This window comes from Vibrio sp. QJM3NY_21 (assembly GCF_057785975.1).
This window is the reverse complement of record NZ_CM173513.1, coordinates 1,137,407-1,152,736: the sequence shown is the minus strand read 5'-3', so window position 1 is coordinate 1,152,736 and position 15,330 is coordinate 1,137,407. Positions and strand designations below refer to the sequence as shown.

The following is a 15,330-nucleotide window of genomic DNA, read 5'->3' as shown; positions in this document are numbered from 1 at the left end:
ATAGACATGACAAAACAATCCATTTTTACACTACCTAAGCTCAAAGGTGCCGGTGATAAAAAACACATCGGTAACCTAGTTGGTTCATCTCTCGCGCTTGCTATCGCTAGACTTGCGGAGCAGCATAACAGCCATACTTTACTTGCAGTGCCCGATCCTCAAATCGCACTCAAGCTTCAATCAGAAATTGAGCAGTTTACGTCACATGAAGTGGCACTATTCCCTGATTGGGAGACACTGCCATACGACAGCTTCTCGCCACATCAAGAGATCATTTCAGACCGTATCGCTCGCCTTTATGCGCTGCCAACGTTAAAAGATGGCATCACGATCGTACCGATCAGCACGCTACTACAACGTCAGTCGCCACGTGACTTCTTGTTGCAGCACACCTTAATGGTGAAAACGGGCGATCTGTACTCGTTAGAGAAGCTGCGCCTTCAACTTGAAAAGTCTGGCTATCGTTACGTAGACCAAGTGTTTGGCCCGGGTGAGTATGCGAGCCGAGGTTCAATTCTCGACTTGTTCCCAATGGGCAGCAAAGACCCGTATCGTATCGACTTCTTCGATGACGAGATCGACACCATTCGTACTTTCGATCCTGAAAATCAGCGCTCTATCGAAGACATCTCTGAGATCCGTTTGCTGCCAGCTCACGAGTTCCCAACCTCTGAAAGTGCTATTGAAGATTTCCGCATTCGCTGGCGCCAACAGTTTGATGCGCGCCGTGAACCCGAATCGGTTTATATGCAGGTTTCAAAAGGCACTTGGCCCGCAGGTATTGAATACTGGCAGCCGCTGTTCTTCGACCATACTGAAACCTTGTTTGATTATGTTGCCGATGAAGCGCAAATCCTCGTTCTAGGTGATGTCGAGACTGCGGTAGAATCATTCCTAACAGACGTTGCTCATCGATACGAACAACGCGGTGTTGACCCGTTACGACCACTGCTGAAACCTGAACAACTTTGGCTACAAAAAGACGAACTGTTCGCACATTTCAAACAGAAGCCACAGGTCAATCTGAGCTTAGATTTAATTGAAGAAAAAGCCGGACGTACCAACCTTCCGGTTGCGTCTCTGCCTGATCTCAGCGTTCAACATCAGAATAAAGAACCTTTGTCTAACCTAAGAAAGTTCACTGAAGCCTTCGACGGCAAAGTGGTCTTTTCGGTTGAGTCTGAAGGCCGCCGTGAAGCATTGAGTGAATTGCTTCGAGGCATCAAAGTTCGTCCAAGCGAAGTTGAAAACCTCGACGCGGCGATTAAAGGTAAAGATAAGTTCACCCTGATCCTAGGTTCTGCTGAGCATGGCTTTATCCACGAAGAGCAAAACATCGCCCTTGTCTGTGAAAGCGACCTGCTAGGTGATCGCGTTGTACAACGTCGTAAGAAAGACAAGAAAAGCGTTAACAGCGACACTGTAATTCGTCACTTAGCCGAACTTAAACCGGGTCAACCTGTTGTTCACATTGACCACGGTATTGGTCGCTACATCGGCCTGCAAACACTTGAAGCGGGTGGCATGAAAACCGAATACGTAACGCTTGAGTATCAAAATGATGCCAAGTTATACGTACCTGTTGCTTCTCTGAACTTAATCGGCCGCTACTCTGGCGGCGCTGAAGATTCTGCACCACTGCATAAACTCGGTGGCGAAGCATGGCAGAAAGCTCGTAAGCGCGCCGCAGAGAAAGTCCGTGACGTTGCAGCCGAACTGCTTGATGTTTACGCTAAACGTGAACTAAAACCTGGCTACAAGTTTGTACTCGACCGTGGCCAATACGCGACCTTCAAGTCTGGCTTCCCGTTTGAAGAAACGGATGATCAAGCAATGGCCATCAATGCCGTTATGTCGGATATGTGCCAAGCCAAAGCCATGGACCGTTTGGTGTGTGGTGATGTTGGCTTTGGTAAAACTGAAGTCGCGATGCGCGCAGCATTCGTTTGTACCGACAACAGTAAACAAGTAGCCGTGTTAGTTCCAACCACCCTACTTGCTCAGCAACACTTTGAAAACTTCCGAGACCGTTTCGCGAACCAACCGATACGTGTCGAAGTTCTGTCGCGATTTAAATCAGCTAAAGAACAGAAATTGATCATGCAAGATGTTGCCGACGGTAAGGTCGATATCTTAGTGGGTACTCACAAGCTGCTTTCCAGTGACCTTAAGTTTAAAGACCTTGGCTTGTTAGTCGTCGATGAAGAACACCGCTTCGGTGTGCGCCAAAAAGAGAAAGTGAAGGCGATGCGCGCGGATGTCGATATCCTCACGCTAACCGCGACACCGATTCCGAGAACGTTGAATATGGCAATGAGCGGGATGCGAGATCTTTCGATCATCGCCACACCACCCGCACGACGCTTAGCAATAAAGACTTTTGTCCGTGAGAGTGATGACGCGATAGTCAGAGAAGCGGTACTGCGTGAAATCATGCGTGGTGGTCAAGTTTACTTCCTGCACAACCAAGTCGACACGATTGAAAAGACAGCTGAGTCACTGCAAAAACTGATTCCAGAAGCGCGTGTCACCGTTGCCCATGGTCAGATGCGAGAGCGAGAGCTAGAACGCATCATGAATGACTTCTATCACCAGCGTTTTAACTTGCTAGTGTGTACAACCATCATCGAAACGGGTATCGACGTACCAACGGCAAATACCATCTTAATGGACAGAGCCGATAACCTCGGTTTAGCACAATTGCACCAATTGCGTGGGCGTGTGGGTCGATCTCACCACCAAGCTTATGCCTACTTGCTAACACCTCCCCCGAAAGCAATGACCAAAGATGCCGTCAAGCGATTAGACGCCATTGCTTCACTTGAAGATTTAGGTGCAGGCTTTACGCTAGCAACCCATGACTTAGAGATTCGTGGTGCAGGTGAACTACTCGGTGATGAACAGAGTGGTCAAATCCAGTCGGTTGGCTTTACGCTTTACATGGAGATGCTTGAACAGGCGGTTGAAGCATTGAAAGAAGGTAGAGAGCCATCGCTTGATGACCTACTGCGTGAACAAACTGAAATTGAGATGCGCCTGCCAGCACTGTTGCCTGATGACTACATCCCAGACATCAATACACGTTTGTCTACCTATAAGCGTATTGCGAGTGTGAGTGACACGGACGAATTGGCCGAGTTGAAAGTCGAGCTGATTGATCGCTTCGGCCTTCTACCTGATGCTACCAAGAACTTGTTGTCAGTTTCTGAGCTAAAATTAGCCGCGGCGTCAATCAAAGCCAAGAAAATTGAAGCTCACGATAAAGGTGGATTCTTAGAATTCTACCCAGATGCTGACATAAACCCGGCCTACCTTGTTAAACTGTTGCAATCTCAACCGCAAAAGTTTTCAATGGAAGGACCAACAAAGTTCAAGTTTACGATACCATTGGTCGACAGACGGAAACGAATTCAATTTGTTAGTGATTTATTGGGTGAATTCAGACAGAACTTGCTGCCTTCAGCATAAGACCCAATCCACTTGCACATATAAATTATCCAGCCGATAGATCGGCTGGAAGACGGAGTAAAAATGAAAAGACTGATCCCACTGCTACTATTGTTCGTCTCACTGCCAAGTTTGGCGCAGAGACAATTTGATATAGAAGTGATCATTTTTAAGCGTGCTGTTGATGCAGAAAAAGTGAATGAATCTTGGCCTAACACACAGCCTAAGATTTCACTTGAGCGCGTTGGTTCATTTCAAGATACCCAATACCGAGCAAAGAAAGGCGTTCAAATGCTGCCTTACTCGGAATACAAGTTAACGCCTCAGAAAGACAAACTACGTAAACACGCTGGTTTTGAAGTGCTAATGCATACCGCTTGGCGTCAGGGCGACCAAGGTAAGAGCTCGGCACCTGTATTCCACATTCAAGCAGGTAAAGATTTCTCAAAAGACTTCAACGCTGACGGTTCAGAGAAAGGTGCAGTAACTGCAGCTAATACTGATGGCTTCAAAGAAGAGACCATTGATAAGCCACTATACGAATTAGACGGCAAGCTGCAAATCTACGTTCAGCATTACCTCTACGCTGAAACGACATTGGATTTAAAAGCGCCGAGCGTTCGTGAAGTGACTCTTCAAGAGCAACAAATCGAGCTAGATTCACCAGTAAGTGGCACCGAAAGCAATGTTCAAGTGGGCAACCTCACTGAAATCTCTCCGACTGTTGAAGTGGAAGAGTTTCTTAAGAGCTACCGCATGGACCAAAAACGTCGTATGCGCAGTACTGAGACTCACTACCTCGATCACCCGCTTCTTGGTATGGTGATTCAAGTTCGACGTGTGGCGCAATAATTAGCCTAATAAGAATAGCTCAATAACTCAGCTATTCTTATATAGAACCGAACTTGATGCATTCAATACGCCCTCCATTGTGAGGGCGTTTTATTACGCGGTACTTACTATCCTTATCTACACGTTACTTGGTACGTCCTATGAGCCCTGACTTTCAGATCAATACACAAAATCTCAGCCTCAAAATTATTGAAGCCTCAGACGCTCAAGAATTTTCGCAGCTGGTTAAGTCCTCCCCGAGTTTATTGCCATGGCTCGACTGGTGCCACGACGAGTTTTCTATCATCGAGGCCGAGAAATTCATTCTGGCGACTCGCTTAAACTGGGTTAAAGCCGAAGCGTTTGGCTTTGGTATCTTCGAGCGAAAAAGCGATAAGTTAGTCGGTATGGTGGCCATTAATGAGCTTTACCACACCTTTAACATGGCAAGTTTAGGTTACTGGGTGGGTGATGAATTTCAAAGAAAAGGGATAGCCAAGGAAGCGATGATTGCCTTATTTGAATTTTGCTTCGCACTGCTCAAGTTAACGCGTTTGGAAATTGTCTGCGATACAGAGAACCTACCCAGCCAAAAGCTGATCGAGAAATGTGGCGCTGAACGTGAAACCATTGCTAAGAATCGCTTTATCTTTAACGGTAAGCCGAAAGATGGCGTGGTTTACTCCGTATTACCTCCAACCTCTTAAGCAGGCTAAAACAACACGTAGTCGACACGATCAAAAAAGAGCCCCGAAGAGCTCTTTTTTATTATCAGCGTAATGACCTTAGAAGGCTTACCTGATTAGTGAAGCTTTAGGTTTGGACGAAGTACACGGTTAATACGACCAACTAACATCATCAGCGATGTTTTAATTAGTCCGTGAAGCGCCATCTGATGCATACGGTACAAAGAGATGTAAACGATACGAGCAATACGCCCCTCAACCATCATCGAACCTTTAGTTAGGTTACCCATTAAACTACCTACCGTAGAAAAACGGCTTAGCGAAACAAGTGAGCCTTTATCTTTGTAGATGTAATCTTTCAGGTCGCGGCCGTTTAACTTAGCAATGATATTGCTAAACGCACAACTTGCCATCTGGTGAGCCGCTTGTGCACGTGGTGGAACGAATGAACCGTCTGCTTGCGTACATTGCGCTAAGTCACCAATAGCAAAGATGTTGTCATCAAGCGTAGTTTGTAGCGTATTTTTCACAACCAACTGGTTGATACGGTTCGTCTCAAGACCACCGATATCTTTCATGAAATCTGGCGCTTTAATGCCTGCAGCCCAAACCATGATTTGTGCTGGGATCTTCTCACCATCTTTAGTCGTTAGGCCGTCAGCATCAGCTTGTGTAACCATTGTAGTCGTACGCACAGTTACACCAAGCTTCGTAAGCTCAGAGTGCGCTGCGCTCGAAATACGAGGAGGTAGGGCTGGAAGAATACGCTCACCCGCTTCAACAAGGTTAACGTTCAGCTTGCTTGAATCTAGATCGCCAAAGCCATAAGTACGAAGCTCTTTAACCGCGTTGTGCAATTCCGCAGAAAGCTCAACACCTGTCGCGCCAGCACCAACAATAGCAATATCTACTGTGCCTTGGCCGTTCTTAGCGTGAAGCTTTAAGAACTGGTTGTTCATTTCTGTACGGAAACGGTGCGCTTGCTCTGGACTATCAAGGAAAATACAGTTGTCGCGAACGCCTGGTGTGTTGAAGTCGTTTGACGTTGAGCCTAGCGCCATCACAAGAATATCGTATTCAAGTTCACGGCTTGGCATAAGCAGTTCACCGTGGTCATCTTTCAGTTCGCTCAGGGCGATCACTTTACGTTCACGATCGATGTCGTTCAGGCTGCCCATTTGGAAATCGAAGTAATGGTTTTTTGCGTGTGCGCGGTAGCTTAACGCATCAACACCCTCGTCCAATGAACCCGTTGCTACTTCATGAAGTAATGGTTTCCATAGGTGGCTTGCTTTACGATCTACCAGAGTAATCTGGGCACGCTTTTTACGACCTAAAGTGCGGCCTAGCTTAGTTGCTAGTTCTAAACCACCAGCTCCACCGCCTACTACGATAATTTTTGTCACAATGACAATCCTCTACAAAATGAATAAATGGGGTTCGGCTCGATTACTCCAACCGATAAATTCTATGTATCTACTCGGCCTTGAATGCGAAGGCTGTTACAAATTGGATTACCGCGAAAAAGAATAACGACAGCTCACCGAGTAGTTAGAGGGGTTACAAGCAACAAACATTGGCTTGCCGCTTTGCTCACTTGGATAAAAAGGTGACTACCTGAGAGGTAGAGCACAAATAATGGGCAAGTTTTATCACTCGCTCTCAATTTTTCTTGATATTTATCAAAATATTTTGCTTGAGAACATTATATATAGCAAAAAGATGACCGCAACAAAAATCCTTACCCACAATGAGGATTCGCGGCGAATTAGTTAACGTTTGCGCAAACTTATCTTTAAATGCTCAAACTCTTCAAAAAATAACTACAACCATTTGATTAATGTTCGGCTCTTGGGTTCAGATGTAAAAAAAGCAGCACTCAATTGAGTGCTGCTTTTATAAAATAACTGGAATAATTAAGCGTTTTTAAACGCTTTCATTGTCTGCAAGTGCTGAGAGATTTTTTTGAACTTATGACTCTCTTTTTCGTCCCAGATGACATCATAATAATCTTCTAACGCGGCAGCTGTTTTGGTATTGTCGTGAATCTCATCTTCACGAGAAAGCACCACTAAACAGCGACCTTTGTTCTTCATACGATATTGAGCAACACACTTAGTCGCGATGTCTTCGTACTCTTCTGGACGGTCAATTCGACCTACCATGTTGTTCTCAGGGTGCAGATTCGGGTTGAACACCACCTGCTTGATACCACATAAAAAACCAATACGTTCAGACCAAAAACCACCTAAGCCTACACCACAAATGATCGGATGCGGGTCATCGGATTGCTCTATCACTTTATGCACTTCTTTTAGCAAATGTTGCATATCGTGTTTTGGATGCAAAGTACTGTAGTTGATGAAACGAACGTCATCATCAATGAATTGCAACTGCAGTATTTTTTCGTGATTGCCCGGGCTAGTTGAGTCGAAGCCATGTAGATAAATAATCATTAGTACCTCCTTGTTGAATATTGGTACGTTTTAATTAATCTAACATGAAAAATAAGGTTTTAAAGGGAACACGAACGAAATTATATTTTTCACTTCCTAAACGTGATCCTAGCTACATAAAGTGTGACTCAGCGCCTCTGCTTCACGCAGATAACTTTCATCTCCCCAGAGCTGATGAGCAAGTAAATACCACAGCATCGCCATCATTTGGCTTCTTGGTAACCATGCTTCTACCCCATCAAGCCAAGGTTGGACATCATGGATGCCTCGCAGCTGACAGTACTTGTTTACGGCTTCAGCAACTGGTAATCCTGCAACGGCAATGGTCAGTGTAAGATCAAGTCTAGGGTCTGCTAATGCTGCATATTCCCAATCAATAATCTTAATCCCATCGCTATTTCTCACTAAGTTATAACCACCTAAATCAAAATGGCACAAAGACAGGTCAACATTTGTAACACTCGGTGCTACTCGCCACTCTTGGTAAATTTTAGTGCAGGCTTCCGTCTTATGAACAGCATCAAGCTGCAGCCAGTAATGATCGACTCGCGCTGTGAAACTGAACGGTTGGAGCGGCAATCGCGCGGTATTCACCAAATGCACCGAGATCAGAGTCTTCAACAAATCATCAAGCTCTAAGCCTTCGTAAAGCGTCTCACCCGCAATCCATTCAACCAATAAGCCTTGCTCATTAACCACTATTGGACTTGGTCCAATACCTAGACGCTCAATTGCGGAAAGCACTTGATACTCCTCATGACGAGAGATGAAGAAGGCTTTGGTGATGGAAGTGATGGGCCGCCAAACATACGCAGTACCATCTGCATCAACCAACTTCCAACATCGATTGGTCAAACCGCCGGTCAGCGTTTGCGCTCTAACAGGTGGCTCAGAAAAGTATCCATCAAGCGAACTCAAACTGGTATCAAGAAGCTTGGCTTCAGACCAAGAAAAAATTGCCATATTTACTCCCTATAAACGTCTTAACTTCCCTATAAACGTCTTCATTTCCCTACAAAAAAGACACTGACCAAAAGCCAGTGTCTCTTCATAAGCAGCACATCATCCACTGCATTGGCGTGTAACCAAGCTATGTGTGGCCAAGCTATGCGCTGCCAAGACTAAACGCTGTCAAAACTGGCTGCGTTTAGTTGGCAAGTAAGCGAAATTAAAGGCCCAATAGGCTCTTAGATTGTTGCTTACGGATTTCAGTCTCGTCAGCCCATTCAATCAAGCCAGACTCAAGATCCATTAGACGCATCGTCATTTTGTAGTAAACGTCTTCGTCGCTACCGTCTTTCTTAACGATGCTTGATAGGTTGCCGTACAGCATGTATTGAGCACCGACCATTTTACCGAATTGAATTGCTGAGCTTTGGTTTACAAGCTCATCATTGTTTTGGAAGTTCAATTGGTCACGAACAGACTCTACACGGTCCATATCAACGAAACGGAACTTACCAGAGTTCAGCATTTTAGTACTGATAGTGTCAGTGATTGACTCAGTATCGATGTGCTCACTTGTCTTGTTCTTGATTCGCTCTACGAACACGATTGGACGTTGCTCACGAGTAATGTAAGACACTGAACCAGACGCCATCATGCTATCGACCATTTCACCCGCAATCGTTTGAAGGTCAGTTGAACCGAAATCGATTGTCGTGGTTTCTACTGCTTGTGCATCACCGTAGCTTACCTTGTTTGAACAACCGCCTAAAATAACCGCTAAACCTAGTAGCGCAACGACACTCTTTTTCATTTTGTTTCCTCAACTTATCACTGAGTGGGGTTACCCTCACTCTTAAATTCTTGTATTGGCGAATCAATGAATCCGCTTCTTAAATCTAAGTTACTGCTCTCGGAACTGAACTCGGAATTGAGTTGCTTTCGGGTTTACCGATACTTCCGACAACGAGATACTTTCAAAGCCACGAACAATCGCTTGCTTCCAAGGGCCTTGTTTTAGGTTCACCTCAAGCCCAGCATCGTCATACCAGTAAAAACGATAAAGGATATGTTGATCGCCTTTATATTTACTGTTTAAACGAACAATTCCTCGAGTGTGACCGTCAACTTGGTCGGTACGGATATCTTCAACCAACAAACGGCTGCCCAATACCTTGTCACCAAAGAAAACGTTCTGAGTCAGACTATCAACCCTTACGCCAGCTGTATTATCAGCACAACCAGCCAGAGCCATAACCGCTGCTAAACTCACTAACCACTTTTTCATTACAGCCTCCCTAGCTGTTTATGCCACATTGTTGCATTGTTACCTTGTCGAGAAATCCACACCAAAGTGGTCTGCCCTTCTCGGATATCAAAGTCGTACGTTTTAGCGCCCGCTTCTAGCGTATATTGACCGCTGTTTGCTACGAACGTGCTGCTCTTAATCTCAGCCGGTAGAGATTGCCAACTGCGAGTGTCTGGTTGTTCGGTGAATGTATTCCACACATTGAACAAGATATTACCGACATCGTTGCCTTTGGTCGCTTCTTTACGGATACGGTCTTTAGCTACCACACGTAAAGCCTGACGGATAACAATGCTCGTCATACGTTCAGATAAATCGTTCTGCGCCATCGCGTTTACGTCAGTGATCAAATGTTCTTGTAGCGGTTGCCCGCTGATTCGCAAGGCAGAAAAACGCTCCACGTTTTGGCTCGGATAATAGGGCAGTGCCAGAGAGTATATTGCGCCCTGATCGCGACTGTCATAAACAGGTAAATCTAATCGCCAACTGTCCATTGCTTGTACAGCGCTTTGTTCTTGAAGAACAATCACTCGCCCTTCACCTGCGCCAAGCTTAGATGATTGCTTGTAACGCTTTTCCAATGTCGCTAAATCTTGTCGCATCCCTAAACGCGCGGCAGTTGCCATTGTTCTGTCAATAATTTCTTGGTTGTCTGGCATAACAGCCAAAGCACGACGATAGTCAACGTATGCGCTGTTTAAATCATTCGAAGCTTCATAAAGCAGTCCAGACAAAAACATCAAATACGCATTCTGTACCGACTGCAGCTTTTTACCCGCATCAGGATAGTTCGCAAGAATGCTCCCCACATTGGCAGACAACCCCTGCTTCTTCGCATCGCTGGCTGCACGGTCTAACTCAGCTTCACGTTGCTTCTTTGCTTGTTCTTGAACTTGGTTGGCGCGACGCATTTCAATCACCGCACCTTCTAAATCGTTTTTCTTGAGATAATTTAAACCGAGATACAGATGAAGAAACCCCAGCTCATAATCGGCTGGCACATACTCGGTAATATTATCATTCACCGCCAACGCACCCACGCTGGTTGCACTGTCTGAAATCGAGATCACGGCTTTTCTTTGCTGCTCAGTTACCGCCTGATCCGCCACTTCAAACGAAGACTTACTCTCTGGGTATTGCTGATCCAGAAGGTTAATTCTGCCTCTTTCAAAGTTATCAAGGATGTCACCCACTGCGTAATCTGGTAGCTCTTGTTGAGCCTCTGAATAATCTCCAGATTTAACGGCTTGGTAGATCTCTTTGTTTTGCGCGCTGTAATGACTGAACAGGTTTCCTGCAGACATACTTGCACAGCCCACAGTCAACGCCGATAACAGGGCAATGGAAGCGAATCTAAACTGTTGCTTCACTTATCGTCTCCGTGCATGTTTAAAATGCCAACTTTGTTAGTCTCATTATCAAAACGAAACGTGTTGTAAAAAGGATCTCAAGCCAGTTGAAACCCTACTGATTTAGCCTCTGCCTAGGCGATGCCGACATTCAGACAACAGATAGAACTTAAAGTTGGCATACAAACTACAAATTTTCCAACTAACTACTTGTGTTAACCCACTAATGAGTTCGTTTAAACCAACTCATTAGCTTTCATTAACTTGTTAGCTTTGCATTAGCTCATTAATAGGGGACCAAGTGGACGGCCACCAACCAAATGCATGTGAATATGATAAACCTCTTGGCCGCCATGAGAATTGCAGTTCACAATAAGACGGTAGCCATCTTCTGCGATGCCTTCTTCTTTTGCTAACTTGCGAGCCACGGTAAACATGCGCCCCATCATGGCTTCATCTTCTACTTCAACATCATTCGTTGTTGGAATCAGCTTGTTTGGGATGATTAAGATATGGCTTGGCGCGCGAGGGTTGATATCGCGAAATGCCGTTACTAAATCGTCTTGGTATAGTAGATCTGCTGGGATTTCTTTATTGATGATCTTACTAAAAATGGTTTCTTCAGCCATGTTTCTCTCCGATAAAACATTTATTTTTTAATGCTTTGAGTATGCGCTATGCCGCATCAAACCACAATAAATCTGCTTTAAAGCATAATAAAAAACACCGTTCAAATCAAAGAAAACGAGCCTTAGCTCTCAAGAATGGCATGTTGGTTATAACTGAGGGCTATTTTTGACGTGTGCGTCATAAAATGCGTAAACGGAGCTCAATAGAATGCTGATAATTTTGTTAGTTTTACTTTGACCTGACATTAGGTCTGCATTTTTATTTAGGGAGAAAGCCATGAAGGGATCTGTGATCAAGCGTATGTACGCTGGTTTCGCACTGATCATCATCATGTTCGCAGTCACGATAACCATCATGATGAACAGCATGAATCAGATACACAGCAATTTTGAGAGTGTCTCAGAAACCTCACTACCACTTGTCGCGCTTTCAAATCAAACAAGTGTTCAATTGCTTTCTGCTGATAAATCATTCAAAGATTACTTAACCACACAAAACGCTGAACGCATGTCTGCAATGCGTACTGAGTTTGCTGCGTCACAAAACTCGTTTTCAGAAGTTCTCGGAAGTTTAGAAGCGGCAAGCCAAAACAATGTTTCGCTCACTGAACGCATTGCCCAATTAAGAGCAATGGAAGAACGCTACTTCGCCGAAGCTGACGAAGCGATGAACAACTACGTCGCGATGTTTGAAGCTCAAGAGCAAGTACAGAAAGCATCTCGCGATTTCCAACGCTTACATTCAGAGTTAACTGTCGGCATGAAAGAGTACGTTGCCGACCAAAAAAGCATCTCTGTAAAAGTGATGGCAAAAAGCTACTTCATTAAACTTCAAGATGCTGAAGTGATTACCTCTGATGCGCTAGCGAGTTCTGATGTTGCCTTCGTTCAGAAAGCCGTTAACCAAAACAAAAAGGCCGTTACTCACCTTAACTACGCTTATCGCGGCCTATCCACACAACTGCCAGCACTTAAAAATGTCTTTGATGAATCGGTTCAGAAATTCACCAAAGACGTTGGTCAAAAAGGCGGTGTGTTGGACAAGCACAACAACTACTTGAAAGCGAAACAAGCTCTGTACATCAACATTGCTAACTTAGCCGTAGAAATAGACCAAGCCATGGCTGTTTTAGACTCATTCAACGTGACTGCGGAAGAGCAACTGAACGCTTCACTTGAAGACGCAAGCAGCATCTACGACAAAGGCCTGTTCAATGCGATTGCAATTGGTATTGTTGTCACCGTATTCGCTGCAGCAATTGGGTACCATATTGCACATAGCGTAAGAGAGCCATTAACTCGCATCCTGGGTACATTAGAAGGCCTAACTGAAGGCGATATGACTCAACGTATCGACATTCGTTATGACAACGAATTCAGCCGTGTGAGTCGTCACATCAACACCTTAGCCGACAACCTACGCAATATTCTGGTGAAACTGAATGACGCTTCAGATGACTTAACTAAGACCGCAAGCGTAAACCAGAAAACCTCTACAGAGACCCAAGCTCAACTGAACAGCCAACGTGAGCAAACGGCAACTGTTGCGACTGCGATGACAGAAATGTCTCATTCTGTACAAGAAGTGGCGAACAGCGCGCAAAGCTCACTTACCATGGTTCAACAAGTAGAATCGGCTTCTGAGTCTGGTCGTCAGATAATGAACACCAACATCAGTACCATTAACCAGCTTGAGGTTCGTCTTACTGAATCTGTTGGTGCTGTAGGTGAGTTGCAGCAGATGAGTAGCCAGATTGGCTCAATCCTCGACGTGATCCGTGGTATTGCAGAACAAACCAACCTACTTGCACTCAACGCGGCAATCGAAGCGGCGCGTGCCGGTGAGCAAGGTCGTGGTTTTGCAGTGGTTGCCGATGAAGTACGCGTGCTAGCACAGAAGACCACTCAATCAACGTCTGAAATCGAGACCATGATCAGCAACCTGCAATCAAGCTCGAAAACAGCAAGCAACGTGATTGAAAGTTGTATGAGCGATATGGACATGTCGGTTCAACAAGCTTCAAGTGCCAACAGTGCGATGGAAGAGATCCAAGCCTTGATTCTAGAGATCAGCCACATGAGTACACACATCTCTCAAGCAGCCGCTGAGCAGAGTGAAACTTCTGGTGATATTGCGCGGAATATAGAAGACATCAACCATATCGCAGATAAGAGTTACCAAGCGATGTCTTCAATTGCTGAAGCAAGCCAAAACCTAACAATTCTCGCAAACCAACAAGGTGATTTGGTTCATCAGTTCAAGCTATAGATAGCTGAGAAATTGATAGATATTTAGTGAGAATATTGGGACTTCTTACCCAATAGTGATAACTATTTGAACAAGGGCAACTTTTATCAAGGGTTGCCCTTGTTTTTTATGATCTTTGTCATTATATGATTATTAAGGCTTGCTGCTTCCCGTTTTCTCTTTCACCTTTATGAGCGAGCCGCTATTAAGGAATTTATATGGCTGTTCATGTTGGCATTATCGATCAAGATCCCATTCGCTTGATCACCCCACTACTCGATAACCGAACGATCAGCACTCACATCGTGTTCATCGGTGACAAGAATCAAGTCAGTATTTACCAACGCTTAGACAGCGTTTTGCAAAAACGCGACATTACGAGTGAATTTTTCGAAATTCCAACCCTCGTAAATACATCCGCGATTAAAGAGTCTATCCAAAACCTTGCCGAAGACCTCAAAGCTCGTGGAGAAGAAGTGAAACTCAACGCAAGTTGTGGCCTTCGTCACCGCCTACTTTCTGTCTACGAAGTATTTCGTACTTACCACTGGCCAATCTTTGTTGTTGAACCAAACAGTGACAAGCTGTGCTGGCTTTACCCGAATGGCAAAGAAGACGCACAAGTTCAAGACCGCATCACTATCGACGACTACCTGACTGTGTTCGGCGCTCGTGGTGAATTCAGCGATGTACAGCTGTCTCCGCAACTTGATCAAAAGCTTTATGAGCTAGGTGAACGCTGGGCAAGTAATGCACTAGAACTCGGCCCAGGCCTTGCTACATTGAACTATCTTGCAACGACCTGCCGCAAAGAACAGAGACTTGATGTAGGGTTGTCAGAGAAACAACAAGGTTATCGCGAGCTAAACATGCTGTTGAGCGATTTGGTTGAAGCTAAGATCGCCACTTATGACAATGGTATTTTGACGTTTGCCAATGAAGACGCACGACGCTTCTCAAACGGCGAATGGCTCGAAACATTGGTTCATAGCACAGTTAAGCAGATCCAAGATGACATGCCGACCATTCAAGATCGCTCTTTGAATGTTCAGGTTTATCGTCAACTCGGTGAGCGCGAGGTACGTAATGAGCTTGATGTTGCTTCTGTAGTGAACAATAAGCTGCACATCATCGAGTGTAAGACCAAAGGTATGCGTGATGATGGCGATGATACCTTGTACAAGTTGGAATCGCTTAGAGACCTTTTGGGTGGCCTACAAGCACGTGCAATGTTAGTGAGTTTCCGCCCTCTTCGTCATAACGACATCACACGAGCAGAAGATCTTGGCCTTGCATTGATTGGCCCTGACGAATTAAAAGATCTTAAAACACACCTAGCGGCATGGTTTACCGCCGCCGGTGGTGATGAAGATTTAGAGTGCTAAAAGCCAATAGACTCTTGAGAGCTCAACGCGCTTAAGTAAATCTAA

The 15,330-nt window shown here is 45.0% G+C and carries 12 protein-coding genes; 5 read left to right on the top strand and 7 right to left on the bottom strand.

Annotated features, from left to right (window positions below):
• Positions 1-6: 6 nt before the first annotated feature.
• The 3 genes from mfd to AC3CID_RS05230 all read left to right on the top strand — a co-directional run bounded on the left by mfd (position 7) and on the right by AC3CID_RS05230 (position 4,985).
• On the top strand, positions 7-3,468 hold the full coding sequence (gene mfd, locus AC3CID_RS05240; RefSeq protein ID WP_488527039.1) for a transcription-repair coupling factor: 3,462 nt from the start codon (positions 7-9) through the stop codon (positions 3,466-3,468).
• Between the two features lie 63 nt (positions 3,469-3,531).
• Positions 3,532-4,299 carry a peptidoglycan binding protein CsiV gene (locus AC3CID_RS05235; RefSeq protein ID WP_488527038.1) on the top strand — a complete coding sequence of 256 codons (768 nt, stop codon included), beginning with the start codon at positions 3,532-3,534 and terminating at the stop codon, positions 4,297-4,299.
• 140 nt (positions 4,300-4,439) lie between these two features.
• The gene (locus AC3CID_RS05230) at positions 4,440-4,985 is read left to right on the top strand and encodes a GNAT family N-acetyltransferase (protein ID WP_102491450.1); all 546 of its coding nucleotides are present in this window, start codon (positions 4,440-4,442) and stop codon (positions 4,983-4,985) included.
• A 95-nt stretch (positions 4,986-5,080) separates the two neighbouring features.
• Here AC3CID_RS05230 and AC3CID_RS05225 read toward each other — a convergent pair whose 3' ends face one another.
• From AC3CID_RS05225 to hinT, 7 genes are all read right to left on the bottom strand, one after another.
• On the bottom strand, positions 5,081-6,370 hold the full coding sequence (locus AC3CID_RS05225) for an NAD(P)/FAD-dependent oxidoreductase (RefSeq protein WP_004736261.1): 1,290 nt from the start codon (positions 6,368-6,370) through the stop codon (positions 5,081-5,083).
• Positions 6,371-6,880: 510 nt separating this feature from the next.
• Positions 6,881-7,420, bottom strand: coding sequence for an alpha/beta hydrolase YcfP (gene ycfP / locus AC3CID_RS05220; RefSeq protein WP_017093527.1), 540 nt, complete (start codon positions 7,418-7,420; stop codon positions 6,881-6,883).
• 108 nt (positions 7,421-7,528) lie between these two features.
• Positions 7,529-8,383 (bottom strand): phosphotransferase, encoded by an 855-nt coding sequence (locus AC3CID_RS05215; RefSeq protein ID WP_065205568.1) that lies wholly within the window; start codon positions 8,381-8,383, stop codon positions 7,529-7,531.
• A gap of 205 nt (positions 8,384-8,588) precedes the next feature.
• A complete protein-coding gene (gene lpoB, locus AC3CID_RS05210; RefSeq protein WP_004736264.1) occupies positions 8,589-9,179 on the bottom strand; it encodes a penicillin-binding protein activator LpoB in 591 nt (196 codons plus the stop codon).
• Between the two features lie 90 nt (positions 9,180-9,269).
• Positions 9,270-9,653, bottom strand: coding sequence for a YcfL family putative periplasmic lipoprotein (locus tag AC3CID_RS05205; protein ID WP_171329358.1), 384 nt, complete (start codon positions 9,651-9,653; stop codon positions 9,270-9,272).
• A complete protein-coding gene (locus AC3CID_RS05200; protein ID WP_488527037.1) occupies positions 9,653-11,044 on the bottom strand; it encodes a COG3014 family protein in 1,392 nt (463 codons plus the stop codon). Before AC3CID_RS05200 ends, AC3CID_RS05205 begins: the two co-directional genes overlap by 1 nt.
• 257 nt (positions 11,045-11,301) lie before the next feature.
• Positions 11,302-11,652 carry a purine nucleoside phosphoramidase gene (gene hinT, locus AC3CID_RS05195; protein ID WP_004736268.1) on the bottom strand — a complete coding sequence of 117 codons (351 nt, stop codon included), beginning with the start codon at positions 11,650-11,652 and terminating at the stop codon, positions 11,302-11,304.
• Positions 11,653-11,929: 277 nt separating this feature from the next.
• On the opposite strand from hinT, the gene AC3CID_RS05190 reads away from it, so the two are divergent.
• The gene (locus AC3CID_RS05190; protein ID WP_004736269.1) at positions 11,930-13,921 is read left to right on the top strand and encodes a methyl-accepting chemotaxis protein; all 1,992 of its coding nucleotides are present in this window, start codon (positions 11,930-11,932) and stop codon (positions 13,919-13,921) included.
• A gap of 197 nt (positions 13,922-14,118) precedes the next feature.
• Positions 14,119-15,285 carry a DUF1887 family protein gene (locus AC3CID_RS05185; RefSeq protein WP_004736271.1) on the top strand — a complete coding sequence of 389 codons (1,167 nt, stop codon included), beginning with the start codon at positions 14,119-14,121 and terminating at the stop codon, positions 15,283-15,285.
• Positions 15,286-15,330: the final 45 nt, after the last annotated feature.

What these genes read in the sequence shown, in the direction of transcription:
- AC3CID_RS05185 (WP_004736271.1), top strand. Translation starts at nt 14,119, where the DNA reads ATGGCTGTTCATGTTGGCATTATCGATCAAGATCCCATTCGCTTGATC.
- mfd (WP_488527039.1), top strand. Translation starts at nt 7, where the DNA reads ATGACAAAACAATCCATTTTTACACTACCTAAGCTCAAAGGTGCCGGT.
- hinT (WP_004736268.1), bottom strand. Translation starts at nt 11,652, where the DNA reads ATGGCTGAAGAAACCATTTTTAGTAAGATCATCAATAAAGAAATCCCA.
- ycfP (WP_017093527.1), bottom strand. Translation starts at nt 7,420, where the DNA reads ATGATTATTTATCTACATGGCTTCGACTCAACTAGCCCGGGCAATCAC.
- lpoB (WP_004736264.1), bottom strand. Translation starts at nt 9,179, where the DNA reads ATGAAAAAGAGTGTCGTTGCGCTACTAGGTTTAGCGGTTATTTTAGGC.
- AC3CID_RS05230 (WP_102491450.1), top strand. Translation starts at nt 4,440, where the DNA reads ATGAGCCCTGACTTTCAGATCAATACACAAAATCTCAGCCTCAAAATT.
- AC3CID_RS05205 (WP_171329358.1), bottom strand. Translation starts at nt 9,653, where the DNA reads ATGAAAAAGTGGTTAGTGAGTTTAGCAGCGGTTATGGCTCTGGCTGGT.
- AC3CID_RS05190 (WP_004736269.1), top strand. Translation starts at nt 11,930, where the DNA reads ATGAAGGGATCTGTGATCAAGCGTATGTACGCTGGTTTCGCACTGATC.
- AC3CID_RS05215 (WP_065205568.1), bottom strand. Translation starts at nt 8,383, where the DNA reads ATGGCAATTTTTTCTTGGTCTGAAGCCAAGCTTCTTGATACCAGTTTG.
- AC3CID_RS05235 (WP_488527038.1), top strand. Translation starts at nt 3,532, where the DNA reads ATGAAAAGACTGATCCCACTGCTACTATTGTTCGTCTCACTGCCAAGT.